The sequence below is a fragment of the Mycobacterium gordonae genome, assembly GCF_001417955.2.
In the GTDB taxonomy this organism is placed as follows: Bacteria; Actinomycetota; Actinomycetes; order Mycobacteriales; family Mycobacteriaceae; genus Mycobacterium; species Mycobacterium gordonae_B.
Map to the genome: position 1 here is coordinate 1 of NZ_LKTM01000246.1, position 25,567 is coordinate 25,567.

Annotated in this window: 20 protein-coding genes; 6 read left to right on the forward strand and 14 right to left on the reverse strand. The window is 67.2% G+C overall.

Translation table 11 applies throughout. The annotated features are described in order from the left end of the window. The 9 genes from AO501_RS18115 to AO501_RS18155 all read right to left on the reverse strand — a co-directional run. On the reverse strand, positions 1-939 hold a 939-nt coding region (locus AO501_RS18115), incomplete at its 3' end, for a serine/threonine-protein kinase (protein ID WP_156452655.1). Between the two features lie 64 nt (positions 940-1,003). Then, on the reverse strand, positions 1,004-2,854 hold the full coding sequence (locus AO501_RS18120) for a serine/threonine-protein kinase (RefSeq protein ID WP_055579032.1): 1,851 nt from the start codon (positions 2,852-2,854) through the stop codon (positions 1,004-1,006). Between the two features lie 357 nt (positions 2,855-3,211). Next, the gene (gene embR / locus AO501_RS18125; protein ID WP_055579033.1) at positions 3,212-4,372 is read right to left on the reverse strand and encodes an ATPase/transcriptional regulator EmbR; all 1,161 of its coding nucleotides are present in this window, start codon (positions 4,370-4,372) and stop codon (positions 3,212-3,214) included. A gap of 259 nt (positions 4,373-4,631) precedes the next feature. After that, the gene (locus tag AO501_RS18130; protein ID WP_055579034.1) at positions 4,632-5,354 is read right to left on the reverse strand and encodes a hypothetical protein; all 723 of its coding nucleotides are present in this window, start codon (positions 5,352-5,354) and stop codon (positions 4,632-4,634) included. 186 nt (positions 5,355-5,540) lie between these two features. Continuing rightward, positions 5,541-6,251 (reverse strand): C39 family peptidase, encoded by a 711-nt coding sequence (locus tag AO501_RS18135; RefSeq protein ID WP_055579035.1) that lies wholly within the window; start codon positions 6,249-6,251, stop codon positions 5,541-5,543. Between the two features lie 117 nt (positions 6,252-6,368). Continuing rightward, positions 6,369-6,737 carry a DUF4189 domain-containing protein gene (locus tag AO501_RS18140; RefSeq protein WP_055579036.1) on the reverse strand — a complete coding sequence of 123 codons (369 nt, stop codon included), beginning with the start codon at positions 6,735-6,737 and terminating at the stop codon, positions 6,369-6,371. A 27-nt stretch (positions 6,738-6,764) separates the two neighbouring features. Then, positions 6,765-7,511, reverse strand: coding sequence for an LppX_LprAFG lipoprotein (locus AO501_RS18145; protein ID WP_055579077.1), 747 nt, complete (start codon positions 7,509-7,511; stop codon positions 6,765-6,767). A 67-nt stretch (positions 7,512-7,578) separates the two neighbouring features. Beyond that, positions 7,579-9,480: an ABC transporter ATP-binding protein gene (locus tag AO501_RS18150; RefSeq protein ID WP_055579037.1), complete on the reverse strand. Its 1,902-nt coding sequence runs from the start codon at positions 9,478-9,480 to the stop codon at positions 7,579-7,581. After that, on the reverse strand, positions 9,477-11,225 hold the full coding sequence (locus AO501_RS18155) for an ABC transporter ATP-binding protein (protein ID WP_055579038.1): 1,749 nt from the start codon (positions 11,223-11,225) through the stop codon (positions 9,477-9,479). The genes AO501_RS18150 and AO501_RS18155 overlap by 4 nt, the downstream gene beginning before the upstream one ends. A gap of 214 nt (positions 11,226-11,439) precedes the next feature. Between AO501_RS18155 and AO501_RS18160 the strand changes: the two genes are divergently transcribed. Together AO501_RS18160 and AO501_RS18165 are read left to right on the forward strand one after the other, a co-directional pair. Next, positions 11,440-11,970 (forward strand): DUF3558 domain-containing protein, encoded by a 531-nt coding sequence (locus AO501_RS18160; protein ID WP_055579078.1) that lies wholly within the window; start codon positions 11,440-11,442, stop codon positions 11,968-11,970. 8 nt (positions 11,971-11,978) lie between these two features. After that, a complete protein-coding gene (locus AO501_RS18165; RefSeq protein WP_055579039.1) occupies positions 11,979-12,512 on the forward strand; it encodes a DUF3558 domain-containing protein in 534 nt (177 codons plus the stop codon). Positions 12,513-12,516: 4 nt separating this feature from the next. Here the strand turns inward: AO501_RS18165 and AO501_RS18170 are convergent, their stop codons facing one another. Beyond that, on the reverse strand, positions 12,517-13,002 hold the full coding sequence (locus tag AO501_RS18170; RefSeq protein ID WP_055579079.1) for a SixA phosphatase family protein: 486 nt from the start codon (positions 13,000-13,002) through the stop codon (positions 12,517-12,519). Between the two features lie 374 nt (positions 13,003-13,376). Between AO501_RS18170 and AO501_RS18175 the strand changes: the two genes are divergently transcribed. The 4 genes from AO501_RS18175 (at position 13,377) to AO501_RS18190 (ending at position 20,102) form a co-directional block, all read left to right on the forward strand. Further along, complete coding sequence (locus AO501_RS18175) at positions 13,377-14,525, forward strand: metallophosphoesterase family protein (RefSeq protein ID WP_055579080.1); 1,149 nt, start codon at positions 13,377-13,379, stop codon at positions 14,523-14,525. After that, positions 14,522-17,152 (forward strand): AAA family ATPase, encoded by a 2,631-nt coding sequence (locus AO501_RS18180; protein ID WP_055579040.1) that lies wholly within the window; start codon positions 14,522-14,524, stop codon positions 17,150-17,152. Before AO501_RS18175 ends, AO501_RS18180 begins: the two co-directional genes overlap by 4 nt. Before the next feature lie 58 nt (positions 17,153-17,210). Further along, the gene (locus AO501_RS18185; protein WP_055579041.1) at positions 17,211-18,791 is read left to right on the forward strand and encodes a GMC family oxidoreductase; all 1,581 of its coding nucleotides are present in this window, start codon (positions 17,211-17,213) and stop codon (positions 18,789-18,791) included. A 69-nt stretch (positions 18,792-18,860) separates the two neighbouring features. Then, complete coding sequence (locus AO501_RS18190; RefSeq protein ID WP_055579081.1) at positions 18,861-20,102, forward strand: alpha/beta hydrolase; 1,242 nt, start codon at positions 18,861-18,863, stop codon at positions 20,100-20,102. On the opposite strand, the gene AO501_RS18195 is transcribed toward AO501_RS18190, so the two are convergent. From AO501_RS18195 to AO501_RS18210, 4 genes are read right to left on the reverse strand one after another with little or no spacing between them, the layout of a single operon-like run. Further along, positions 20,092-21,750, reverse strand: coding sequence for an ABC transporter family substrate-binding protein (locus AO501_RS18195; RefSeq protein ID WP_055579042.1), 1,659 nt, complete (start codon positions 21,748-21,750; stop codon positions 20,092-20,094). The two genes, AO501_RS18190 and AO501_RS18195, sit on opposite strands and share 11 nt — an antisense overlap. Continuing rightward, on the reverse strand, positions 21,743-23,578 hold the full coding sequence (locus tag AO501_RS18200) for an ABC transporter ATP-binding protein (RefSeq protein ID WP_055579043.1): 1,836 nt from the start codon (positions 23,576-23,578) through the stop codon (positions 21,743-21,745). Before AO501_RS18200 ends, AO501_RS18195 begins: the two co-directional genes overlap by 8 nt. Then, entirely contained in the window at positions 23,575-24,474 is a 900-nt protein-coding gene (locus tag AO501_RS18205) for an ABC transporter permease (protein WP_055579044.1), read from the reverse strand. The genes AO501_RS18200 and AO501_RS18205 overlap by 4 nt, the downstream gene beginning before the upstream one ends. Next, on the reverse strand, positions 24,471-25,448 hold the full coding sequence (locus tag AO501_RS18210; protein WP_055579045.1) for an ABC transporter permease: 978 nt from the start codon (positions 25,446-25,448) through the stop codon (positions 24,471-24,473). Before AO501_RS18210 ends, AO501_RS18205 begins: the two co-directional genes overlap by 4 nt. Between the last annotated feature and the right edge of the window lie 119 nt (positions 25,449-25,567).

Consider the following 25,567-nt stretch of genomic DNA (forward strand, 5'->3'; position numbering starts at 1 on the left):
GCCGGGATGTGAAAACCGTTGCACCGGAGGTGGATTCAAGAACCGTTCCGGTATGGCCGACTCCTGGCTGCGGCGCACGATCTCGGTCGCGTGGTCTTGGTCGGGGTGGCTGAGCGCTTTGTACGCGGCGCGGGCCAGGTCACCGGCGCTGACGTACCGGTTCGAGGGGTTCTTGGCCATGCCCCGAGCGATGACGGAGTCCAGCGATCTCGGGATGTCGCGTCCCGCTGCGCTCGGGCGCGGGATGGGGTTGATCATGTGGGCGCTGATCAGGACGCCGGCGTTATCCGACGGGTACGGCGCGCTACCGGTCAAACACTCGAACAGCACGCAGGCCAGCGCATAGACATCGGCCAGATGGGTGATCCCGTCGCTGGAAAACCGTTCGGGCGCCATGTATTTCCACGTCCCTACCGCGGTGCCCAGCTGGGTGATCTTCTCGTCGGTGGTCGCGCTGGCGATGCCGAAGTCCACCAGGTAGGCGAAGTCGTCGCGGGTGACCAGGATGTTGGGCGGTTTGACGTCGCGGTGCATGACCCCGGCGGCGTGCGCGGCGTCCAGCGCGGAGGCGATCTGGGTGATGACGGCGACGGCGCGCGGAGGCGGCAACGGGCCGTATCGGGTGAGCAGGCCGTCAAGGTCGACGCCCTCGATGAGGCGCATCTCGAGGAACATCTGGCCGTCGATCTCGCCATAGTCGTGGATGGGCACCACATGCGGCTCTTTCAGCCGGCCGGCGATGCGGGCCTCGCGCTTCATCCGTTCGCGGAACACCGGGTCGCTGCTCACGGTTTCGGACATCAGCTTGACCGCGACGGTCCAGCCCTTGACCGAATGCTCGGCCTCGTAGACCTCGCCCATCCCGCCACGGCCCAACAGGCGCTTGAGGTGATAGGGCCCGAACGTCGACCCGGCCCTCGAGCCCGGCTCCTCGCTCATTGCGACCATCCAGTGTCGTTGTGCCGCTTGAGCATTGGACTCTTATGCCCTGCCCGGCTGTCGGTCAGCCGTACTTGGCCCACCAGTTGTGCAGGTCGTCGATCGTGGCGGGATCGCCGAAGACGTCGCTGAGCATCAGCTTGCCCTCATTGCTCCAGATCACGTTGGGGTGATTCTTGTAGGTGCCGCAGGCGATCATTCCGGCGGTGACCGTCGGGTCCCGGTCGTAATGCCAGCCGTCCGGCGACGGCCCCTCCCCGGGGCAGTTCGCAAGCTGCACCGCGGCGATGTCGTCGTTGAACGCCTGCTTGAGCGCATCGAGGTTGGGGAACAGCCCGTAGATCGCCCGGCTGGGGCCACCCTGGTTGGTGTTCTGCCCGCAGTCGACCATCGCGATGGTGCCGGTCCACACGCTGTTCGGCTTCGGTGTGGTCGGTGTGCACGTTCCGGTGGCGTAGCCGGACGGCAGCATGGACATCAGCTTGCTCTGCGGGTCACCGCCCGGAGTGGTGGTGGCCGGCGAACTCTTGGTGGTTGTCGGCTTGCCGGAACTGGTGGTGGCCGAGGTGGTCGTGTCCGCCGTCGGGGTGTCGTCCCCCTTGCGCGTGGCCAGCCAGATGCCGACGCCGGCAAGGATGAGCACCACCACCAGAGCGGCGGCTCCGGCGATGATGGGCCACGGACTGCGTTTGCCGCCCGAAGGCGGGCCACCTTGATTCCAGGTCGGTGGACCTCCCGGCTGCTGTGGCCCGGACGGGCCTCCGCCCCAGCCGCCGCTCTGACCGAAGTACTGCGGCGCCTGGGTGGGCGGGCCCTGGGCCGGGATCGGCCCGCTCGCCGGGATCGGCCCGCTCGCCGGGATAGGTCCGCTCGCGGGAGACCAGGACGGCGCATTCGTCGGCGTCTGCCGCTGCAGCGGCCCCGAACCGATCGGATCGCCGTAGGCAGGCGGTGGTGAGTAATGCGGGGGCGTCCCTGGGGGCGGCGGGGTGCCGCCGGGCACCGACGGCGTGACCGCGGTGCCGGGCAGGGTCGATTCCCGGCTGCGGCGCAGGATGTCCTCGGCGTGGTCCTGGTCCGGGTCGCTCAGCGCGTCGTGCGCGGCCCGCGCGAAGTCGCCGGCGCTGGCGTAGCGGTCCTCGGGCTTCTTGGCCATGCCGCGGGCGATGACCGCGTCGAACCCTTTGGGGATGCCGGCCCGCGCGGCGCTGACCTGCGGCACCGGGTCCATCAGGTGCGCGGTCACCAGCGTGGTCGCGCTGTCGGCGCGGTAGGGCGGGCTGCCGGTCAGGCACTCGTAGAGCACGCAGGCCAGCGCATAGATGTCGGCGCGGTAGGTGACCTCATCGTTGGAAAACCGTTCCGGCGCCATGTATTTCCAGGTGCCCACGGCGGTGCCCAGCTGGGTGAGCTTTTCGTCGGTGGTGGCGCTGGCGATGCCGAAGTCGACCAGGTAGGCGAAGTCGTCGCGGGTGACCAGGATGTTGGGGGGTTTGACGTCGCGGTGCATGACCCCGGCGGCGTGCGCGGCATCGAGGGCCGAGGCGATCTGGGTGATGATGGCGACCGCGCGCGGCGGGGTCAGCGGGCCGAAGCGTTTGAGCACGCTGTCCAGGTCGGTGCCCTCGATCATGCGCATCTCGAGGTACATCTGGCCGTCGATCTCGCCGTAGTCGTGGATGGGGACCACGTGGGGTTCCTGCAGCCGGCCGGCGATGCGGGCCTCGCGTTTCATGCGCTCGCGGAACACCGGGTCCTTGCTGAACTCCGCAGTCATGACCTTGACGGCGACCGTCCACTCCTTGACGGTGTGCTCGGCCTCGTAGACCTCGCCCATCCCGCCGCGGCCCAGCAACCGCTTGAGGTGGTAGGGCCCGAACATCGAGCCCACCCGCGAGTCTGATGGCTCGCTCATTGCCGATCCTCCTCAACCAAGCCGAATCCCGCCGACACTATCAACAGCCTTCAGGTATTGCATGGAGCGCAACCACCGGCTTAGCAACCATGACGGTAATCGGGACGATGGGCGCTTGCCAATAAGACTGCCAACACCCTGGCCCGAAAAACCGCACATGTTGTCGTGACAGTGACGGTACCGTCCGGGTCCGACAGGCAACGAGGTGCCGGTGAACGCGAAAAGTCTTGTGGCGAACAGCCGCCCATTGCTGCAGCGGTAGCTGTTGCCGCACGTTCGCGCGGTGGCTGGGCGCCGCCGACGGCATCGTCAAAACGATTGCGCGAGTGGCATATTCGGGTGCCGTCGGTCAGTGCGTCAGGCCTGGGTGTGCGCGGCGATCTGGAAGGTGAACTCGTGGTCGCAGATCCGGATGTGGTCGCCATCGTGGATGGTGGCCGCGGTGCGGATCCGCTGGTGGCGCACATGCACACCGTTGGATGACCGCAGGTCGTTGATGATGTAGTTGGTCCCGGTGTCGACGATGACGGCGTGGTGGCGGCTGACGTTCGCGCTGTCCAGGACGATGTCGTTGTCGCTGAGCCGGCCGATCCGGGTCGCCGCCGAGCGCAAAGGGTAGTCGCGCCCGGTCGAGACGTCACGCAGGTAGGCGGCCACTTTCTGGGTGGCGGCCATGGTGCGCTTGTCCAGCACGGTGACGGTTCCCACGGCGGTCACCTTGGCGTTCTGTTTCACGTCCAGCGTCTCTTGGCGCAGGATCTTCTCGTTGAGCGCCCGCAGCGTCGGGCCTGGATCGATACCGAGGTCGTCGGCAAGGGTCGCTTTCACCCGGCGGTAGGCGTTGAGGGCGTCGGACTGGCGGTCGGTGAGGTAGTACGCCGTGATCAGCTGCGCCCACAGCGGCTCCCGGTAGGGGTGCTCCACGGTCAGCGCCTCGAGTTCGGTGATCACCGCCGATGCGCGCCCGCACGCGATCTCGGCCTCCGCCTTCGCCGTGTGCGCGATGATCTTGTCCTCCACCAGGGCAGTGGCGAAAGAGTCGACGAACGGGAAATCGCGCAGGTCGTCGAGCACCGGCCCGCGCCATTCCTTGAGCGCCGCAGACAGATGCCGGCTGGCCTGTTCGAAGCTGCCCGATGCCGCGGCATGGACGCCCGCCGTCTTCTCGGCGATGAACCGGCCGAGGTCGCAGGTGTTTTCGGGGATGGTGAGCCGGTATCCGGGTGGCGCCGCAGCGAGCACCAGGCGAGGATCGACCCCGGCGGCGCCGACCAGCTTGCGCAGGTTGGACACGTAGGAGTGGATGCTGGCGCGCGCTCCGGACGGCGGCCACTCGTCCCACAGGGCGGTGATCAGCGCGTCGACGCCGACAGGCCGGTTGCGGTTGATGACCAGCATCGCCAGCACGGCCCGCTGCTTGGGGGTGCCCAAGGGCACCAGGGCCCGGTCGATCGTCATCTCCAGCGGGCCGAGCACACCGAACTCGAGATGTGTGTCCATCATCGCGCTCCCAGCCATTCCGGGTCCTCCGCGGCCGCCGGTGTCCCCGAGTAGTGAGGTGCCAGTCCGGCGACCTTCCTCATTATTGTGTCTTGATCGCTCTCAGTCTTGTTACTGCGGGTCCCATCTGGCGTGTCATTCTGATGCATCCCGGTGTCGAGGCGGCGGATTCACACCAACCCGGAGCCGGGCGCCCGGTCCCGCGAGACGCCGGCGCTCGTGCCGCTTTCGACCGAATTGTCCTGTGGTGGTTGCGGACTCGAACCGAAGGCGGCCGTCATTTGATAGTGGCCACGGTGTACAGCAGGAAATGATGGCTGGTCGCCCATGCCCTGGCGAACAATTCCAGCGGGATCTGCTCGTCTCGGCCGTTCTCGTGACCGCTGTCGTTGAGGTGCACGATGCCGTTGCGGGTATCCACCCCGGTCACCACCACCGCATGATCGGACACCGGGTTGCCCTCGTCGTCCTTGCTCTCAATCGGTTCACCCCAGATCATTTCGGCGTTGAGGCTCACCATGACGGCGTGACGGCTGCCCAGGTAATGCTTGAGGGCGTCCATGCCGGTGGCGATCCCGTTCCTGGTGGCCTCGTCGTCGTCGGTCGTCTTCGAGCCGACGCCGTAGTGCGCAAGCAGTGTCGGGATGTCCAGTCGGCTCGTGCCGTTGCCGGAATCCGGGTGCTTCGGGTCTTTGGGCTGGATGTAGATCGAACCGGGGTGCCTGGTGCTGGGCGTCGTCCGGGCCACCTCGATGATGGCGCGCTCCGACGGTTCGCTACCGGTCATCTGGCCGACGATGTCCGCGCCGGCCATGATGGCGCAGTCGTCATACGTCTGCAGGCGCCACCACTTGGCGGTTGCCGTGGGATCGCCGTACGTAACGCCGCCCGCCGACGCTTCGGCGGGGGCGGCCAGCCCGAGCGCCAGGGATCCGGCGGCTGTACCGGTCAGGAGCGCCAGCAGGGCCGTCCTGGCGATGGCGGCGATCTTGTTGCTCATGAGCGTCCTTCTCTCGTCCCGCGGTGGCGGTGTTGCAAGAAGGTTCCGTCGTGGACCTGTCGGTTATCTCCACGAATTCTTGGAAGCGGTCGGCCGGGCTGAAATGTCTTGACATGCATGGCGACAAACCAAAGGCGGGCAGCCGGCCCGAGTGGGTGGCTGCCCGCCTTGATCAATCCTGCTTGGTCACTTACGCGTCTCCTGGGTGACGCTCATGAAGTTGTGGCTGGTGGCCCAGGCCTTGACGAAGACGGCCATCGGAACCTGCTCGTCTTTGCCGTTCTTGTTGCCGCTGTCGTTGAGGTGCACGACGCCCTTGGCGGTGTCGACTCCGGTCACCACCACGGCGTGGTCGGCGCGGGGCTGGCCGTCCTTGCCCTTGTTCTCGATCGGCTGGTTCCAGATCATCTCGGCGTTGAGCCCGACGATGACGGCGTGACCGCTGCCGAGGTACTGCTCGAGGGCCTCCATGCCGGTGGCGACACCGGTCTTGCCGGCCGTGTCCGCGTCGGTGTTGGTCGCGTGGATTCCGTAGTGCGCCAGCAGGGTCGGCAGGTCGTCCGGGTCGGTGCCCATGCCGGAGTTGGGGTCGTTCTTGTCGGCGGGCTTGACGTAGATCGAACCCGGGTGGGACGCGCTCGGGGTGGACTGGGCGACCTTGATGATGGACCGCTCTGAGGGCAGCTTGCCGGTGATCTGGCCGACCACGTCGGCGCTGGACATGATTGCGCAGTCGTCGTAGTTCTGGTGAACCCAGTACTTGGCGACGGCGGTGGGGTCGCCGTACATGGTGCCGGTGCCTGCCTCGGCCGGGCTGGCCAGGCCCAGCGCCACCACGCCGGCGGCGGCGGCCAACAGGGCGGTCTTGGCGATCGAGGAGACCTTCAGGCTCTTCATGCTCGTGTCCTTTTCTCGTACGGTGCTCACTCCGCTCGGTGCGGATGGCGTGTTGAGAAAAGGTTCGGACGGTGGCCTTTTTGTTATCTTTACGAATTCTTGGAGTGACCTGACTCGTCAGTTGCAGGCCCAGGTGTCGATGTAACCGCCGGGCAGCTTGCTCAACGCGTCTTTCATCGCAGCGGGCAGGTTGGGTCCGGTGCCGCCTTGGTATTGGTGGTCCTTGGCCGCGACCGCCCCGCACTCGGTGAAGGTGGTCAACACCTTGCAGTCCGGGTAGGCGCAGGACTTCACCGCTGTCGCCTCGGCGGCCGCTTTGGTGGGATAGGCATGCGATCGTCCCCACGACCCGTTGGCGGAATACGCGATCGCGCCGTAGGAGTCAGCCGCCGCGGCGGTGGGGGCCGGCGCAGCGGCAAAGGTGGCGGCGATGGCCACGCTGGCGGCGGCGATGACTATCCGCTGTCGACGGGTGGACGTCGTCATGTGGTGAGTCCTTTCCGGGAGCCGGCGCTAGACGGGTTTGGTCGCGGTGACCTGTTTGCCCCAGTCGGACATGGTCAACGTCACCGAAGTGCTTGCGGTGGGCGAGATCTGGATCTGGACCAGATGCGAGGAGCCGTCCGACGCCGTCCAGACGGTGGTCGGCACCGTTGAGACGCTCTCTTCGGTGACCCGCGTGCCGGCCAGCGTCGCGACATCGTTCGCCGACGAATTGCCGGTGATTTTGGTGGTCGCGACGCCGTTCACCTGTTGACTGCCGGCCACCGCGCCGTTCTTGAGATTGGCCAGCAGATTGGCCAGGCCCTTGTCGGGATCCAACAGCACCGAGACGTTGTAGATCGAAGCGCCGTTACCGAAGTCGGTGTAGGTCCCCGGCTGGCCCAGATCCGAGTAGAGATGACCGTCGACGAAGACGAACTGGGCCTCTTCGCTCTTGCTGCCTACCAGCACCGTGGCGACGCCCGTGGCGACCGTCTGCGGCGTGTTGGAGACGTCGCCGTCGAGCTTGGTCACGCGGATGTTAGGCACCTCACCGTCGACGGCGACGGCGAGATGCACACCGGTGGTTTTACGCATCACGTCGGCGGCCTGCTTGAGCAGGGTCGCCGCCTCGCCGCTGGTGGCATTGGCGGTGCTTCCCGGGCTCTTGTTGCCGTTGGCCGCCTTGCTTCCGCACCCGCCGATGGTGAGGACGACGGCCAACGCGACCGCCACCGCGGCGAACAGTTGCCGGTAGACACGAGGCGGAAGCTTCATCGACATCTCCTAATGTTTGGCCCGACAGCCGACCACCGAGCTTAGTGACGCCCCGGCGGTAGCCCGCTCAGGCCCGGGTCATGTCGTAATAGGCACCGCGGCGAGCCAGCAGTTCGGTGTGACTGCCTTGCTCGACGATCCGGCCCTCCTGCACGACCACGATCCGGTCGGCGTCACGAATCGTCGAAAGCCGATGGGCGATAATGAAACTCGTCCGATCACGACGGAGTTCCCGAGTGGCCCGGGCGATCAGCAGTTCGGTTCGGGTGTCGACCGAGCTGGTGGCTTCGTCGAGGATCAGCAGCTGCGGGCGGGCCAGGAAGGCCCGGGCGATGGTGATGAGCTGCTTCTCGCCGACGCTGATGTTGCCGCCGCCCCCGCTGATCGGGGTCTGGTAGCCGGCGGGCAGGGTGTGGACGAAACGGTCGACATAGGCCGCCTGCGCCGCCGCCACGATCTCGGCCGGGCCGGCATCGGGCCGCCCGTAGGCGATGTTCTCCTCGATCGTGCCGTCGAACAGCCAGGTGTCCTGCAGCACCATGCCGATGCGCGACCGCAGCGCGTCGCGATTCAGGCTCGCGATATCGACGTCGTCGATCAGGATCCGGCCCGAATCGACGTCGTAGAAACGCATCAGCAGGTTGACCAGCGTCGTCTTGCCCGCTCCCGTCGGGCCGACGATCGCCACCGTGCTGCCCGGTTCGGCCACCAGCGACAGGTCATGGATCACCGGATGGCCGGGCCGGTAGCCGAAACTGACGTGGTCGAACTCGACCCGTCCAGGTCCCGGCGAAACCGGCGCTGGCGCATGATCCGGCGGTTCCTCCGGCTCGTCGAGCAGATCGAACACCCGCTCGGCGCTGGCCACCCCGGACTGCAGGGTGTTGTACATCCCGGCCACCTGCCCCACCGGGGTGTTGAACTGCCGCACGTACTGAATGAATGCCTGGATGCTGCCGAGGGTGATCTGTCCCGCGGCGATCTGCAGGCCGCCGACCACGGCGACCGCCACGTAGCCGAGGTTGCCGATGAATCCCGTTGCCGGGCCGACTAATCCGGAAAAGAACTGGGCGCCGAAGCTGGCCCGGTAAACGTCGTCGTTGAGCTGGTGGAACTGCGCGCGGGCGGCGGCCTGGTGGCCGAATGTCTTGACCACCGTGAAGCCGCTGTAGGTCTCTTCGATGTGGGCGTTGAGGCGTCCGGTGCTGGTCCAGTGCGCCATGAACAACTGCTTGGAACGGCGGGTGATCGCGCGGGTGGCCAACAGGGACAACGGCACGGTCAGCACGGTGATGAACGCCAGCAGCGGCGAGATCCACACCATCATGACGAGCACGCCGAGCACGGTGAGAACCGACGTCACCAGCTGGCTGATCGTCATCGACAGCGAGGTCTGCATGTTGTCGATGTCGTTGGTGACCCGGCTGAGCAGTTCCCCGCGTTGTTGCCGATCGAAGTAGGACAACGGCAGCCGGTGCAGCTTGTCCTCCACGTCGGCGCGCAACCTGGTGATGGTCCGCTGCACGGTGATGTTGAGCAGCCGCGCCTGACCCCAAAGCATCGCCGCGGCAATCAGATACAGAACCAGCGCCAGCGTCAGGGTGCGCGCCACCGCGCCGAAGTCCACTCCCTGGCCCGGTACCACGTTCATGCCGGACAACAGGTCCGCGAAGGCGTTGTCGCCTCGAGCGCGGGCCGCGGCGACGGCCTGGGCCTTTGTGATTCCCGAGGGTAGCCGTCGGCCGACCACGCAGTTGAACAGCAGATCGGTCGCGTGCCCGAGTATTCGGGGAACTGCCACGCCGATGCAGGTGCCGACGATTCCCAGCGACATGACGCCGACGCTCAACCGGCGATGCGGCGTCAGTCGTCCCAGCAGCCGACGTGCCGATCCCCAGAAGTCCCGCGAGCGCATGTTCGGTGGCGCCGGGGCCGCGCCGCGGGGGCGGGCGCTCATCGGCGCGCTCATTGCGTGCCCCCGACCCCGGCGCCCACCGACTGCGAGGCCGCGAACTCCGCATACGTCGGGCACTCGGCCAGCAATGCTTCGTGGCTGCCGGCGCCGACGACTCTGCCCTTGTCGACGACGATCACCTCGTCGGCCTGGGCGGCGGTCGAGATCCGTTGTGTGACAATGATGATCGTTGCCGCACCGGCCTCCTCGCGCAGGGATCTGCGCACCTGGGCGTCGGTGTGGACATCGAGCGCCGAGAACGCGTCGTCGAACAGATAAATGGCCGGGCGGCGGATCACCGCCCGCGCGATCGCCAACCGCTGACGCTGGCCGCCGGAGAAGTTGACACCGCCCTGGGCGACGCGCATCTGCAGCCCGTGCGGCCGGACGAATTCGGCTGCGCCAGCGATCCGTAATGCTTCCCACATCTGCCCGTCGGTGACGGACTGTCCGGGCACCGCCCCGTACCGCAGGTTGTCGGCGACGGTGCCGGTAAATAGGTATCCCCGCTGCGGTACCAGTCCGATCGCTGACCACAGCCGCTCGGTGTCGTAGTCGCGGACGTCGATGCCGTCGATGGTGACGCGCCCGGCCGTGGCGTCGTAGAGGCGGCAGATCAGCGACACCAGCGTCGATTTGCCCGATCCCGTGCTGCCGACGATCGCGGTGCTGGTGCCGGGCCGAGCAGTCAACGAGATATTCTGCAGCACAGGGTAATCCGCGCCGGGATAGGTGAAGGTCACGCCGTCCAGCTGCACCAGCCCACGGATCGGATGCGGTGGAAACTGCGGCTGCTGCGGACTTTCGATCGCCGGCGAGGTGGTCAGCACTTCGGTGATGCGTTCGGCGCACACCGATGCCCGCGGCAGGACGACCAGTGTCATCGTCGCCATCAGCACCGCCATCAGAATCTGGGCGAAGTAGGCCAGGAACGCGATCAGCGATCCGACCTGCATCTGGCCTGCGTCGATGCGCAGACCGCCGAACCAGATCAGCGCGACGCTGGAGAGGTTGATGGTCAGGGTGGTCACCGGCAGCATCAACGCCTGCCAGTTGCCGGCGCCCAGGGCGGCATTCGACAGCGCCATGTTGGCACCGGCGAACCTGTCGCGTTCGAAACCTTCGCGGGTGAACGCCCGCACCACCCGCACGCCGGATAGTTGGTCGCGCAGCACCCTGTTGATGCCGTCGATGAGCCGTTGCATGCTGCGGAACAGGGGCAGCATGTGCGAAATGATCCAGTAGTTGGCGACCGCCATGACCGGAACGCTGACCAGCAGCAGCCAGGTCAGCGCCGCCTCCTGGTGGATGGCCATGATGACGCCACCGATACACATGATCGGCGCGGTCACCAGCACCGTGGCGCTCGTCTGCACCAGGAAGACGATCTGGCGGACGTCGTTGGTGCTGCGGGTCAACAGCGTTGGCGCGCCGAAGCGTGCCGTCTCGTGCTCGGAGAAGCGCAGCACGTGGTCGAACATCGCCGCGCGCAAGTCCCGGCCGAAGCCGGTTCCGGTACGCGAGCCGAAGTATGTAGCGCCCACCGCGCATGCCCCCTGCACGCCGGTGACCACCAGCATCACCAGCCCCAGCCGGACGATGGTGGTGGTATCGCCTTTGGAGACGCCGTCGTCGATGATCGCGGCATTGACGGTGGGAAGGTACAGCGACGCCAGGGTGCTGATGGACTGCAGCACCATCAACACCGTCACGAATGCGCGATACGGCAGGATGTACTGGCGCAGCAGTGCCAGGAGCATGGGGTAACTGTGTCACACCCGGTAGGTGCCGGTGCTGCGCATCAACGGACCTGGTCCGGACCTGCGTGTTGTGCCGAAATGCCTGATCAGGTGGCGTGTCGGTGGTTGACCCGCGGGGCTGCGGCTACAGTGCATCGTGTGGAGCGGCAGCGGCCCGAGAAATCGGTGGGTAACGGGGTAGGTCCCAGTGCGGCGTAAGTGGGCGGCGCGAGTCGTGGCTGTTGGTGCCTTCGTGGCTGTGCTCTGCGGGGTCACGGGTTGCTCCAATTCCGGCGACAACAAGCCAGGTGGACCGGTTCCGTCGAGCTCGGGGAACGCGGAGGGCAAGCATGGCCCCTTCTTCCCGCAGTGTGGTGGCGTTACCGACGAAACGGTGACGCAGCTGACCAAGATCTCCGGTCTGGTGAACACCGCCAAGAACTCCGTGGGCTGCCAGTGGCTGGCCGGCGGCGGGATCTCGGGACCGCACTTCTCCTTCTCCTGGTACCGCGGCAGCCCGATCGGGCGGGAACGCAAGACCGAGGAACTGTCGCGGGCCAGCGTCGAGGACATCAACATCAACGGTCACGGCGGCTTCATCGCCGTCGGCAACGAGCCCGCACTGGGAGATTCGCTGTGCGAGGTCGGGATCCAGTTCTCCGACGACTTCATCGAATGGTCGGTGAGCTTCAGCCAGAAGCCCTTCCCGCCGGCCTGCGACATCGCGAAAGAATTGGCCCGCCAGTCGATAGCGAATTCGAAATGAGCCGGCGGATGCGTGCCTTCCTGACAGTGCTGATCGCGGTGCTGATGGTGCTGACCGGGTGTTCGAAGTCGGTGGACGGCAAGGCCATCAAGGCCGGCGGAGGCGGTGTGCCGCGCAACGACAACTCCGAGCGGCAATATCCGAACCTGCTCAAAGAGTGCGAGGTCCTGACCACCGACATTCTGGCCAAGACCGTCGGCGCCGATCCGCTGGACATCCAGAGCACGTTCGTCGGTGCCATCTGCCGCTGGCAGGCGGCCAATCCGGCCGGCCTCATCGACATCACCCGGTTCTGGTTCGAGCAGGGGAGTCTGAGCAACGAGCGCAAGGTCGCCGAGGGGTTGAAGTACCAGATCGAGACCCGTTCGATCCAGGGCATCGACTCGATTGTGATGCGGCCCAACGATCCCAACGGCGCGTGCGGTGTGGCCAGCGACGCGGCGGGTGTGGTCGGCTGGTGGATCAACCCGCAGGCGCCTGGCATCGATGCGTGCGGGCAGGCCCTGAAGTTGATGGAGTTGACGCTGGCGACCAACGCCTGACGGGTCAGCCTGGCTGGCGCGGCACGTGGAAGTCGGTGAGCGCGGCGATGCCGGGTTCGGCGGCTGCCCAGCGGCCGGGGACGCGTAGCACGGCGAGCGCAGACGTCGGGTACTTCTCCGAGATGCTCTCCGCCGCAGCGATGTTGCTGGTGTCGGCATCCGCGAGGATGAGGGCCACCGAGGACGTCGTCGGCTCGTGTCCGACTATCAACAGGGTGTCTACGTCATCTTCGACCCGGTTGATCTCGTCGATCACGGTGCCCGGGGTGGCGCCGTAGAGTCGCCCCAGATAGCGCACGGGCGCTTCGATGCCAGTGCAGGCCAGGGTTTCTCGGGTGCGGGTGGCCGTCGAGCACAGCACCGCGTCGATGGCCGGCAGATTGGCGCGCAGCCAGTCGCCGGCCAGTCCGGCCTCGCGTTGACCCCGGGGGGCCAGCGGGCGCTCATGGTCGGGCACACCGTCGGGGTATGCCGACTTCCCGTGTCGCATCAGGATCAGGGTGCGTGGTTCTGCCACGGGCTCACGTTATCCACCGCTGAGGTTGCGGCGTGTGGCGAGGGTCCGCAAATTGCCGGGTTTTCCCGCGCGTCGTCGGCAACATGCGGGCGCTCGGCGGGTTCTGGGTGTCGGGGGGGTGCGGCGTGTGGCGAGGGTCCGCAAATTGCCGGCTCGGCCGGCGTGTCGTGGGCAACATGCGGGCGCTCGGCGGACCCGGCTACCTCCCGAATGAAACCAGAGTGACGCAAGAGGTTGCACCCCGTCTCCACCGCCAGACCCTCCGGCCGACGTCCCCGGGCTTGTCGGCACCCCGCCATACACTCCCGATGCAACGCCAATTACGCATCCAGAAGGGGGTCGACGGCATGCGGTTCCTGCACACCGCTGACTGGCAACTGGGCATGACCCGGCACTTCCTCGCCGGCGACGCCCAGCCCCGTTATTCGGCAGCCCGCCGCGACGCGGTGGCCGCCCTCGGGGCGCTGGCCGCCGAAGTCGGCGCGGAGTTCGTCGTCGTGTCCGGCGATGTCTTCGAACACAACCAACTGGCCCCCCAGGTGATCGGGCAGTCCCTGGAAGCCATGCGCGCCATCGGTATTCCTGTCTACCTGCTGCCGGGCAACCACGACCCGCTGGATGCGTCGTCGGTCTACACCGGTGCTCTGTTCACCTCGGAACGCCCGGAGAACGTGATCGTGCTGGACCGGGCCGGCGTCCACGAGGTACGGCCCGGCGTGCAGATCGTCGCGGCGCCATGGCGGTCCAAGGCGCCCACCACCGACCTGGTCGCCGAAGTCGTCGGCGGGCTGCCGGCCGACGGCAGCACCCGGGTCCTCGTCGCCCACGGTGGCGTCGACGTGCTCGACCCCGACCGCGACAAGCCCTCGCTCATCCGCCTGGACAAGGTTGAGAAGGCATTGTCGGACAATGTGATTCACTATGTCGCGCTGGGTGACAAGCATTCCCTGACGCAGGTGGGCGACAGTGGCCGGGTCTGGTACTCCGGGTCACCGGAAGTCACCAATTACGACGACGTCGAGGCCGACCCCGGCCATGTGCTGATCGTCGACATCGACGAGACCGATCCACAACGCCCGGTCACCGTTGAGGCCCGCCACATCGGTCGGTGGCGCTTCGTGACGTTGCACAATCAGGTCGATACCAGTCGGTGCATCGCCGACCTGGACATGAACCTGGACCTGATGCCCGATAAGGACCGCACCGTCGTTCGCCTGGCTCTGACCGGGTCGCTGACGGTCACCGACCGCGCGGCGCTCGACGCGTGTCTGGACAGGTACGCCCGGTTGTTCGCCTGGCTGGGCCTGTGGGAGCGGCACACCGATCTGGCCGTCATCCCCGCTGACGGTGAGTTCGACGACCTCGGCATCGGCGGATTCGCGGCCTCGGCGGTCGAGGAGCTGGTCGCGACGGCCCGGGCAGGGACTGACGACGCCGTGGACGCCCAAGCGGCGTTGGCCCTGTTGCTGCGTCTGGCGGACCGGGGTGCGGCATGAAGCTGCACCGCCTCGTCCTGACGAACTACCGCGGCATCGCGCACCGGGAGATCGAGTTCCCCGACCACGGTGTGGTGGTGGTCTACGGTGCCAACGAGGTCGGCAAGTCGTCGATGATCGAGGCGCTGGATCTGCTGCTCGAATCCAAGGATCGCTCGACGAAAAAGGATGTCAAGCAGGTCAAGCCGGCCAACGCCGACGTCGGCTCCGAGATCACCGCCGAAATCAGCAGTGGTGCTTACCGTTTCGTGTATCGCAAGCGGTTCCACAAGAAGTGCGAGACGGAGTTGACGGTGCTGGCGCCGCGCCGTGAACAACTCACCGGCGACGAGGCCCACGAGCGGGTCCGCGCCATGCTCGCCGAGACCGTCGACACCGAGCTGTGGCGCGCGCAGCGGGTGCTGCAGGCCGCGTCGACCGTTGCGGTGGATCTGTCGGGCTGTGACGCGTTGTCGCGTGCGCTCGACGTCGCCGCCTCGCAATCCGTCGGCGACGCCGCGCTGTCGGGCACCGAGCCGCTGCTCATCGAGCGGATCGACGCCGAATACGCACGATATTTCACCGGAACCGGCCGCCCCACCGGGGAGTGGGCAGCGGCGCGGTCCCGCCTGGCGGACGCCGAGGCCGCGGTGGCCGAGTGCGCGAAAGCGATGGCTGAGGTCGACGATCGGGTGCGTCGTCACGCCGAGCTGACGCGACTGTCGGCAGAGCTGGCGCAGCAAGCCGAAACCGCCGGGCCGCGGCTGGCCGCGGCTCAGGCCGCCGCGGACCGGGTCAAGGCGCTCACCGACGAGGTGCGTGAAGCCGGGCTGATCGCCGCGGCTGCGGCCGCAACCAGCACCGCGTCGACCGCCGCGCACACCGGACGTCTGGCATTGATCGCTGAAATCGATTCTCGCGCAGCTGCAATCGCCGCACTGGTCGCGCAAGCCGAAGAGGCCGTCGGTTTGCAGGCGGCCGCGACGCGGGAAGCCGCAGCCTGCGATGCTGCCGCGCAGGAGGCGGTCGCGATTCTGGCCGTCGCGCAAGAGCGCACCGAAGCCGCTCGCCGCGCCCTCGACCGTATCGCTGAGCGCGAGGAAGCCGACCGGTTGCGTGCCCGGCTGACAAAGATCGATGGAATCGAACGCGACCTCGGTCCGATCTGTCAGGAACTCGCTGGGATCGTGCTGACCGATGAGATGCTGCACCGCATCGAAAAGGCCGCCGCATCCGCCGATCGGGCCGGTGACCAGCTCGAGATGGTCTCGGCAGTAGTGGAATTCACCGCTGTCGCCGACATCGAGCTTGCCGTCGGGGAGCAGCAAGTATCGCTGGCGGCCGGGCATAGCTGGTCGATCACCGCCACCGGTCCCACCGACGTCGAAGTCGCCGGTGTGCTGACGACGCGGGTTACCCCGGGCGCGACGGTGCTCGATGTTCAAGCCAGATTTGTTGCCGCACAACAGGAACTGAACGCCGCGCTGGAGGCGGGCGCGGTGGCCGACGTGGCGGCGGCGCGCTCGGTTCACGAGCGGCGTCGTGAACTGCGTAACAGTCGTGACCGGCTCACCGCAACGCTGACCGGATTATGCGGCGACGAGAACGCGGACCAGTTGCGGTCCAGGCTGGCGCAGTTACAGGCCGATCAACCCGCGGAGCCTGATCTTTTCGCCACCGATACTGCCAGCGCTCGCGCCGAACGCGAGGCCGCCGAGGCGGATCGTGCGGCAGCGCAGGCCGAGTGCGAGAACCGGCGCCAACTCGCGGCAGCCGCCGCCCGGCGACTTGCCGAGACCACCACGCGGGCAGCGGTATTGGGCAACGATGCCATTACCCAACGTGCCGAACTCGACGCGGCGGTGACCCGGTTGGCAGGGGAGCGGGCGTCGTTGAGTGACGAGTCTCTGGCGGCCAAGGCCGAGGCGGAGCGGCAGCTGGCGCACACCGCCGAGCAGCGCGTGGTCGAGCTGGAGCAAACCCTGGCCGCCGCGCAGCCCGAAATGATCGCCGCCGAACTCACCGAGGCTCAGGACGTCGCCGGGGCGCTGCGCCGGCGCCGCGACGCCGCCGACGCCACGTTGAACGAGATCTCCATCGAGCTGGCGGTATTGCGCAGTGAGGGCCGGAAGGGGCGGCTCGATGCCGCCGAGACAGAGCTCGAACACGCGACCAGCCGGCACACCCGGGTGGGCGATCGGGCCAGGGCCGCTCAGTTGCTGCGGTCGGTGATGTGCCGGCACCGCGACGACACCCGCAAGCGGTACGTCGAGCCCTACCGGGCCGAGCTGCAGCGGCTCGGCCGCCCAGTGTTCGGGCCGAGCTTCGAGATCGACGTCGACAGTGACCTGCGAATCCTGAACCGCACCCTGGGTGGGGTGACGGTGCCCTACGAGTCGCTGTCCGGCGGGGCCAAGGAGCAGCTCGGCATTCTGGCGAGACTGGCGGGCGCCGCGCTCGTCGCCAAGGAGGACACCGTTCCTGTTGTCGTCGACGATGCGCTGGGATTCACCGACCCCGACCGGCTCGCCAAAATGGGCGAGGTGTTCGACAGCGTGGGCGCGCATGGACAGGTGATCGTGCTGACGTGCAGTCCCACCAGATACGACGGTGTCACGGGTGCGCATCGCATCGATCTGAACGCATAGTGCTGGCGTTGCGGCGGGCATACACTCGCCGAATGGTGGTCCAAAACAGGGATGGACGATGGACATTCAGCGCGACTATGTAGTGATCGGCACCGGCTCCGCCGGTGCCGTCGTGATCAATCGGCTCACCGCCGACCCGGGAACCGAGGTGGTGGCGCTCGAGGCCGGCCCAGGCGACACCAACCGGTTCATCGGAATCCCCGCAGCCTTCTCCAAACTCTTCCGCACCGAGGTCGATTGGGATTACCTCACCGAACCCCAGCCCGAACTCGATAATCGCCAAATCTATTGGCCCCGAGGCAAAGTCCTCGGTGGCTGCTCCTCGATGAACGCGATGATGTGGGTTCGCGGTTTCGGCGCGGACTACGACGAATGGGCCAAGCGGGCCGACGAGCACTGGTCCGGCTCCGCCGCGCTGGAGTACTACCGGCGCATCGAGGACGTCACCGCCGCCTGGCACTTCGTCAGCGGTGACGACAGCGGGGTCACCGGGCCGTTGCACATCTCCCGGCAACGCAGTCCGCGACCGCTGACCGCCGCCTGGCTGGCCGCCACGCGTGAATGCGGATACCCGGTGGCCCGTCCGAATTCGACAGCGCCCGAAGGCTTTTGCGAAACCGTGGTCACGCAGCGCCGCGGCGCCCGGTTCAGCACCGCCGACGCCTACCTCAAGCCGGCCATGAGCCGAAAGAACCTCACCCTACTCACCGACGCCACGGCCACCCGAATTCTCTTCGAGGGCACCAGGGCGGTCGGCGTGGAATACCAACGCGCCGGCCACAGTCACGTCGTGCACGCCCGTCGCGAAGTGGTGCTCTGTGGCGGCGCAGTCAACAGCCCGCAGCTACTCATGCTCTCCGGCATCGGCGACCGCGACCACCTGGCCGAACACGGCATCGAGAGCGTGGTTCACGCACCCGAAGTGGGCCAGAACCTGATCGACCACCTGGTGACGCCGGTAGGTTTCGACGTCGACGACGGCAGCCTGTTCTCCGCCGAGAAGCCGAAGCAGTTGATCAGCTACCTGCTGCGCCGGCGCGGCATGCTCACCTCCAACGTCGGCGAGGCGTACGGATTTGTGCGCAGCGACCCCGACCTCGAGCTGCCCGACCTTGAGCTGATCTTCGCGCCGGCACCCTTCTACGACGAGGCGCTGCAACCCGCGGCCGGGCACGGCGTCGTCTTCGGGCCGATCCTGGTCGCACCCGAGAGCCGCGGGCAGATCACGCTGCGCTCCGCCGACCCATACGACAAACCCGTCATCGACCCGCGCTACCTGTCCGATCCCAGAGATCGCGAGGCCATGATGGTGGGTCTGCGGATCTGCGCGGAACTGGCCCAGGCGCCGTCGCTGCGTGACGTCCTCGGCCCGGTGGTGCGGCCACGCAACTGCGCCGGACTCGATGACGCCACCCTCGAACAGGCGCTCAATATGTGCTCGCACACCCTGTATCACCCGATGGGCACCTGCCGGATGGGCAACGACGAGGACAGCGTGGTGGACCCGCACCTCAAGGTGCGGGGCGTCGACCACCTGCGAGTCGCCGACGCCTCGGTGATGCCCAGCACCATTCGCGGGCACACCCACGCGCCGTCGGTGCTGATCGGGGAGAGGGCCGCGGATCTGATCCGCAGCTAACCCACAGCCAACCGACGTGCCGGGCACCGTCGATCTGTGCAGAATGGCACGCATGACGGGCTGCCTCCGATGACCATGAACGCCAAACGGCGCCGGGTGCACGACAAGCTGGCGAAGTTGCCGGGGGTGCGGCCGGTACGGCGGCCGGTGTCGCCGGGAAGCGACGAGGAATTCGACCTTTTCTACGTCCGCACCGGCCACAAGTCGGCGCACCCGCTGGTGGTCATCCCGGGTGGCCCCGGCGTGGCGTCCCTGCGCTTGTATCAAGGGTTCCGCCGCCGCGCCGCCGCGGCCGGCCTCGACGTCATCATGATCGAGCACCGCGGGCTGGGCATGTCCCGCCACGACGACTCGGGCGCTGATCTGCCCCCTGAGGCGCTGACCGTCGAGCAGGTCGTCGACGACGTGGCCGCCGTCCTGGACGACGCGCACGTGGACTCGGCGGTCATCTACGGCTCCTCCTACGGCAGCTACATCGCCGCTGGAGTGGGCGTCCGCCACCCGCAACGGGTGCACGCGATGATCCTGGATTCACCGGTGCTGTCCGCCCACGACATCGTGGCGGTGCGCGACGCGATCCGCGGCGTGCTGCTGACCGGCGACAGCCCCGACACCGAGCAGCTGGCACCCAAGGTCCGGCGCCTGGTCGACGCCGGGGTGATGACCCCGTCGGCGGGACAGGTCGCGGCGACGGTGTACGGCTACGGCGGGGCATCGATGCTCAACCACCAGCTCGACCTGTTGCTCACCGGCCGCCGGATGCTGTGGCGCGCACTGGTGCGCTTCACCACGATGGGTGTCAGTCAGAAGGTGCCCTACCGCTACGAATCCGACCTGGTGAGCCGCATCGCGTTCCGCGAACTCGACTATGCCGCCGAGCCGGACGGGCTGCCGCTCGACCCCGCCGTGGCGGTACGCGAAACCCTGGTCCAGACAGCCGATTTCGAAGCCGAACCGTACGACCTGATCGCAGAGTTGCCGAAATTCAGCTGGCCGACCGTGGTCATCGCCGGCGGGCGTGACCTGGTCACGCCGCTGGCAGTGGCCGAACGTGCGATGTCGCTGCTGCCCAATGCGCAGCTGCTGCGCTTGCCCACCATGGCGCACAGTGCACTGGACTTCCGGGAGCCCGCAGCCCTGGACATCGCCCGCGCGGTGTGTCGCGGCGAATTCGACGGGCTGGCCGGACGCGCTCAGGAGCTGGACGCCCTGCCGGCGCGGCTGCCGATGCGCGTGCTGTGGAAGGCGATCGACGTGGCGGCCACCGTGGAGGCGGCCGTACCGCCCCTGCTGCACCGGGTCAGCGCATGAACCCGATCGCGGTGTAGTCCAGGTCGGCCAACCCTCTCGCGCCGAAATTCGCCAGCTTGCTGCGCACCGCCACGGGACCGGGGGACTGGATCAGTGGCAGGCTGAACCCCTCGGCCCAGATGAGCCGGTCGACGTCGTTGGCCAGGGCCCGGGCCTTGCCGGGGTCGAGCTCGCCCAGCGTTCGTTCGATCGCGTCGTCGATCTCCGGACTGCCGATCTTGCCGAAGTTGCTGTCTCCGTTGGACGCATAGATCTGGGTGAGGCCGGACAGCGGGAACGCGTCGCCCACCCAGCCGAACAACGCGATGTCGAACGCCCCGACGTTGACGTAATCCCGGAAAAAGCCGCTGCCGGAACGCGATTGCAGATCGAGCTTGACACCGATCTCGGCGAGGCTGTGCTGAGCGATCTGGGTGACCGCTTTGGTGCTCTGCGCGTCGTAGAACAGCATCCGCACCACCAGCTGCCGGCCGTCTTTCTCGCGGAAACCGTTCTCGGAGTTGAGTTTCCAACCCATGGCATCGAGTTCGCGGCGGGCCCGCTCCGGGTCATACGGGATGCTGTTGTCCTGGTAGCCTTCCTGCCCGGCTACGAAGATGTGGTTGTTCAGCGGCGCCGGGTCGCCGGTGAGACCGTGCAGCGCAACGTCGGCGATGGTGCGCCGGTCGATTCCTTCGCTGACCGCCAACCGCAGAGAACGGTCGGACAGGATCGACCCGTTCGCGCCGTTCATCGTGAAGTGCGTCCACACCGGCGCCGGCGCTTGCCGGATCGAGATGCCCTTGGTGCGTTCGGCGATGATGAGCTGGTCGAGCGAAGCCACCCCGGTGGCGTCGATGGTGTTGTTCTGCAGGGCCGGCAACCGCGCCGGGTCGTCGAGGACCAGGTAGGTGATGGAGTCCAGGCGCGGCGTGGTGCCCCACCATCTGGGGTTGCGGGTCAACACGATTCGCTGTTTGGCGCGATCCAGCGTGCTCATGATGAACGGCCCGGCGGTCAGGCCCGGTGCATCCAGCCAGCCCTTGTTGAACGCCTCCGGCGTGGCGGTCAGACTTTCGGGCAGCAGCATGCCGTTGCCGGCGAACATCCCGCGCCACTCCGCGTAGGGCTTGGCGAAGGTCATGATCGCCTGACGGTCGTCGACCCCCCGGGTCACCGAGGCGACGCGGTCGGCGCCGTTGGTGGTGGCGATCTCAAACGCGCTGTCGGCGCCCGTGGTGGCATGGATCTGACTGGCGATGTCGCGCCAGGTGATCGGGCTGCCGTCGGACCAGACCGCCTTCGGGTTGATCGTGTAGGTGATGACTTGCGGGTTGGTGCCGGTGAGCTCGACGCTGGTGAAGTAGTTGGTGTTGACGGTCGCCGAGCCGTCGGCCCCGATGGTGAAGGCACTGGGCAGGGTGGCCTTCATCATCCCGGCGATCTCCGAGGAGTTTCCGTCGATGTGCAGGATGTTGAAGTTGGGCGGGAAGTCGATCAGCGCCAGCCGCAGGTCGCCGCCCTCCCGCAGGGTCTGCGGGTTCTGTGGGTTGATATCGCTCGCGGAGCCGACGGACCCGCGGCCGGCGGGTGTCAGTTGACTGCCGGTCGAGCATCCCGACAGCACCAACGCGGCGGCAAGCAAGGCCGCGCCGACCCGGCTACGCATGGCCAGGCTCCGGTTGCGGCACCGCGCTTAGCAGCCGGCGCGTGTATTCGTGTTGCGGATCGCCGAACACCTGCTCGCTGTCGCCCTGCTCCACCACGGCGCCGCGAAACATCACCACCACCTCGTGAGCCAGGTGCTTCACCACTGAAAGATCATGGGAGACGAATAGATACGACAGGCTGAACTCATCCTGCAGGTCGAGTAGCAGGTTGATGATGCCGGCCTGGATGGAGACGTCCAGGGCCGACACGGGTTCGTCGAGCGCGAGGATCTTGGGCTGCAACGCCAGCGCCCGCGCGATGCCGATGCGCTGTTTCTGTCCGCCGGAGAACTCGGCGGGGTAGCGGTTGGCGTCGGCGCGGCGCAGGCCCACGATGCCGAGCAGCTCGGCTACCCGGGCGTTGCTGTCGTTCTTGCTGAACCCGTTGGCCAGCAACGGTTCCGCCAGCAGCTCGGAGACGGGCAGCCGCGGATCCAGGGACGCCACCGGATCCTGGAACACCGCCTGGATGTTCCGGCGCAGCGATCGGCGGCTGCCGGTGCGGAGCGTGGTGACGTCGGTGCCGAGCACCTCGATCGAGCCCGACTGTGGTGCCGTCAGTTCCAGGATCTGGTTCAACGTCGTCGACTTGCCCGAACCGGACTCCCCGACGATGCCGACCGTACGGCCCTGGTGCAGTTCGAAGCTGACGCCGTCGACCGCCCTGACCTCCCCGACGGTGCGGCGCAGCACCACGCCCTTGGTCAGGGGATAGGTCTTGACCAGATCCCGCACCCGCACCACGACGGTCGAGTCCTCGGGCGCGGCGGCCACCTGTTCGGTGTCGACCTGGTAGATTTCGGCGGCGCTGCGCCCGGCGGCCTTCTCGGTGCGGATACAGGCCGCCCGATGCTGCGGTCCCACCTCAATCAATTCCGGTTCGGCGGAACGGCATTCGTCGATGGCCAGCGGGCAGCGCGGGGCGAACGGGCAGCCCGGCTCCAGCCCCGCCAGCGACGGGGGAGCGCCCGGTATGGGCACGAGCCGTGTACCCTGCGGCGCATCCAGTCGGGGCACCGAGCCCAATAGTCCAATGGTGTAGGGCATTTGGCGGTCACGATAAAGATCGCTCACCCCGGCCGCCTCGACCACCCGGCCGGCGTACATCACCAGGGCCCGGTCGGCGAACTCGGCGACCACACCGAGGTCGTGGGTGATGATCAGAACTCCGGCGCCGGTGACGTCGCGGGCCTTCTTGAGCACCTCGAGGATCTGGGCCTGCACCGTCACGTCCAGCGCGGTGGTCGGTTCGTCGCAGATCAGCAGGTCCGGGTCATTGGCGATCGCCATCGCTATCACCACGCGTTGCCGTTCCCCGCCGGACAGCTCGTGCGGAAAAGCGCGCGCCCGCTGGGAAGGCTGTGAGATCCCCACCAATTCAAGCAGTTCCACCGCGCGCTCGCGGGCCGCCTTCTTGCCGACCGCCCCCTGATGCACGCGCAAAGCCTCGGCGATCTGATCGCCGACCGTGTAGACCGGGGTCAGCGCGGACATGGGGTCCTGGAACACCATCCCGATCGACTTGCCCCGAAACCGCGACATGCCGTCGTCGCCGAGCCCCAGCAGTTCGGTGCCCTGCAGTCGCACCGACCCGCTCACCGTGGCGTACTCCGGCAGCAGGCCCATCACCGCCATCGCGGCCGCGGACTTGCCCGACCCCGACTCGCCCACCATCGCCACCACTTCGCCGGGGTCGACGTGATAGCTGATGCCGCGGACCGCGGTGACCGGCACGCCGTCGGTGGGGAAGGTGACGGCGAGGTCGGTCACTTCCAGCAACGAGCTCATTCGGCACCCCGCCGCAACGTGCGTGCTCCGGGATCCAGCGCGTCACGCAGGCCGTCGCCGGTCAGGTTGGCGCACAACACGATCAGCACCAGCACCCCGGCCGGGACCAGGAAGACCCAGGGGAAGGTGGTGGCGGCCTGGGTACCGTCGGCGATCAGGGTGCCCAGCGACACGTCGGGGGGCTGGACGCCGAAACCGAGGAAGCTCAAACCGGTTTCGGCCAAGATGGCGAACCCCACATTCAGCGTGGCGTCGATGATGAGGATGGACGCCACGTTGGGCAGCACATGGCCGACGATGATCCGCCGGCTGGACACACCCATGTAGCGCGCGGCGCGGATGAAGTCGTGCTCACGCAGGCTCATTGTCAGGCCTCGCACCATCCGGGAGCTGATCATCCAGCTGAAGGCGGCCAGCAGCAGCACCAGCGACATGATGTTGGCCGAATTCCTGGTTCGCGGGGAAACGATGGCGATCAGAATGAAGCTCGGCACCACCAGCATCAGGTCGACCACGAACATGAGCAGCCCGTCGCGCCAGTCTTTGAAGTACCCCGCGATCGATCCGACGGTGGCCGCGATTCCGGTGGACATCACCGCGACACAGAGGCCGATCAACATCGACTTCTGCATGCCGCGCAGCGTCTGAGCCAGCATGTCCTGGCCAATTGCGTTGGTGCCCAGCCAGTGCCGGCCATTGGGCGGCTGCAGCAGCGCACCGAAATCGAGGTCGCGGTAGGAGTAGGGCAACAGCGGGGGCAGCGCATAACACCCGATGAACAACAGCACCAGCAGCGCCAGGGCCACCACCGCCGAGCGGTTGCGCAGGAACCGGCGCAGCACCAGGGTGCGGCGTGAGGTGAATTCGGTTGTGTCCGTGAGCTCGGCCGCGGTCATGACACACGCACCCGCGGGTCCAGTGCCGCATAGAGGATGTCGGACAGCAGCCCGGCCAGCAGCGTGACGGCGGCGGAGAACAGCGTGATCGCCGCGATGATGTTGGTGTCCTGGGTGGCGATGCCGCGGATCGTCCATTCACCCATGCCGTGCCAGCCGAAGATCTTCTCGACGAACACCGCGCCTCCGACGAGCCCGGCCACGCTGTAGGCGAACAGCGTCGCCATCGGGATCAGCGCGGTGCGCAGGCCGTGTTTGACCAGTGCGCGCCGGCGGGTCAGCCCTTTGGCGCGGGCGGTGCGGATGAAGTCCTGACCGAGGACATCGAGCATCGCGTTGCGCTGGTAGCGGCTGTAGCCGGCCGCGGCGCCCAGCGTCAGGGTGAGGGTGGGCAGGATCAAATGCTTCAACCGGTCACCGACCGCGGCCCAGCTGCCCTCGATGACGCCCGGTGACGTCTCGCCGGTGTAGTCGAAGAGCTGAAAGCCCAGCGCCCAATTCGTCCGCAGCGCACCCATGATCAAGAGGTTCGCGATGACGAAGGTCGGCGTGCTCAGGATGAGCAACGCGGTGATGGTGACGACGCGGTCGCTGAGCCGGTACTGGCGGATCGCGCCCCACGCCCCCAGCGTCACGCCCAGCAGAGTGCCCAGCACGGATCCGACCACCAGCAACCGCAGAGTCACTCCGATGCGGCGGCCCAACTCGACTCCGACCGGCTGGCCGGTGACCGTCTTGCCGAAATCGCCCTGCACGGCGTGCGAAACCCAGTTCACGTACCGGATCGGAATGGGCCGGTCCAGGCCGAGGTCGTGCGCCTTGGCGTCGATCACCGACTTCGGGGGGCGCGGACTGCGCTGCATCAGGCTCTCCAGCGGCGAGAAAGCCACCGAGGTGAGACAGAAGGTCAGAAATGACGCCAGCGCCAGCAGCACGAAGTACTTCGCCAGCCGGCGCAGCAGAAAACGCGTCACGCCCTACCACCCTGCCGCATTGGGACAGGGTAACGATCCGGCGCCCACTATTCAGATCCGGCTGATCCGCACGGGTGTAATCCGGTCGCCCGATTGTTAAAATCCGCGGCGACCCGCTG

What these genes read in the sequence shown, in the direction of transcription:
- AO501_RS18190 (WP_055579081.1), top strand. Translation starts at nt 18,861, where the DNA reads ATGACCATGAACGCCAAACGGCGCCGGGTGCACGACAAGCTGGCGAAG.
- AO501_RS18170 (WP_055579079.1), bottom strand. Translation starts at nt 13,002, where the DNA reads ATGCGACACGGGAAGTCGGCATACCCCGACGGTGTGCCCGACCATGAG.
- AO501_RS18120 (WP_055579032.1), bottom strand. Translation starts at nt 2,854, where the DNA reads ATGAGCGAGCCATCAGACTCGCGGGTGGGCTCGATGTTCGGGCCCTAC.
- AO501_RS18195 (WP_055579042.1), bottom strand. Translation starts at nt 21,750, where the DNA reads ATGCGTAGCCGGGTCGGCGCGGCCTTGCTTGCCGCCGCGTTGGTGCTG.
- AO501_RS18130 (WP_055579034.1), bottom strand. Translation starts at nt 5,354, where the DNA reads ATGAGCAACAAGATCGCCGCCATCGCCAGGACGGCCCTGCTGGCGCTC.
- AO501_RS18140 (WP_055579036.1), bottom strand. Translation starts at nt 6,737, where the DNA reads ATGACGACGTCCACCCGTCGACAGCGGATAGTCATCGCCGCCGCCAGC.
- AO501_RS18150 (WP_055579037.1), bottom strand. Translation starts at nt 9,480, where the DNA reads ATGAGCGCGCCGATGAGCGCCCGCCCCCGCGGCGCGGCCCCGGCGCCA.
- AO501_RS18155 (WP_055579038.1), bottom strand. Translation starts at nt 11,225, where the DNA reads ATGCTCCTGGCACTGCTGCGCCAGTACATCCTGCCGTATCGCGCATTC.
- AO501_RS18205 (WP_055579044.1), bottom strand. Translation starts at nt 24,474, where the DNA reads ATGACCGCGGCCGAGCTCACGGACACAACCGAATTCACCTCACGCCGC.
- AO501_RS18180 (WP_055579040.1), top strand. Translation starts at nt 14,522, where the DNA reads ATGAAGCTGCACCGCCTCGTCCTGACGAACTACCGCGGCATCGCGCAC.
- AO501_RS18185 (WP_055579041.1), top strand. Translation starts at nt 17,211, where the DNA reads ATGGACATTCAGCGCGACTATGTAGTGATCGGCACCGGCTCCGCCGGT.
- AO501_RS18145 (WP_055579077.1), bottom strand. Translation starts at nt 7,511, where the DNA reads ATGAAGCTTCCGCCTCGTGTCTACCGGCAACTGTTCGCCGCGGTGGCG.
- AO501_RS18200 (WP_055579043.1), bottom strand. Translation starts at nt 23,578, where the DNA reads ATGAGCTCGTTGCTGGAAGTGACCGACCTCGCCGTCACCTTCCCCACC.
- AO501_RS18135 (WP_055579035.1), bottom strand. Translation starts at nt 6,251, where the DNA reads ATGAAGAGCCTGAAGGTCTCCTCGATCGCCAAGACCGCCCTGTTGGCC.
- AO501_RS18175 (WP_055579080.1), top strand. Translation starts at nt 13,377, where the DNA reads ATGCGGTTCCTGCACACCGCTGACTGGCAACTGGGCATGACCCGGCAC.
- AO501_RS18165 (WP_055579039.1), top strand. Translation starts at nt 11,979, where the DNA reads ATGCGTGCCTTCCTGACAGTGCTGATCGCGGTGCTGATGGTGCTGACC.
- embR (WP_055579033.1), bottom strand. Translation starts at nt 4,372, where the DNA reads ATGGCTGGGAGCGCGATGATGGACACACATCTCGAGTTCGGTGTGCTC.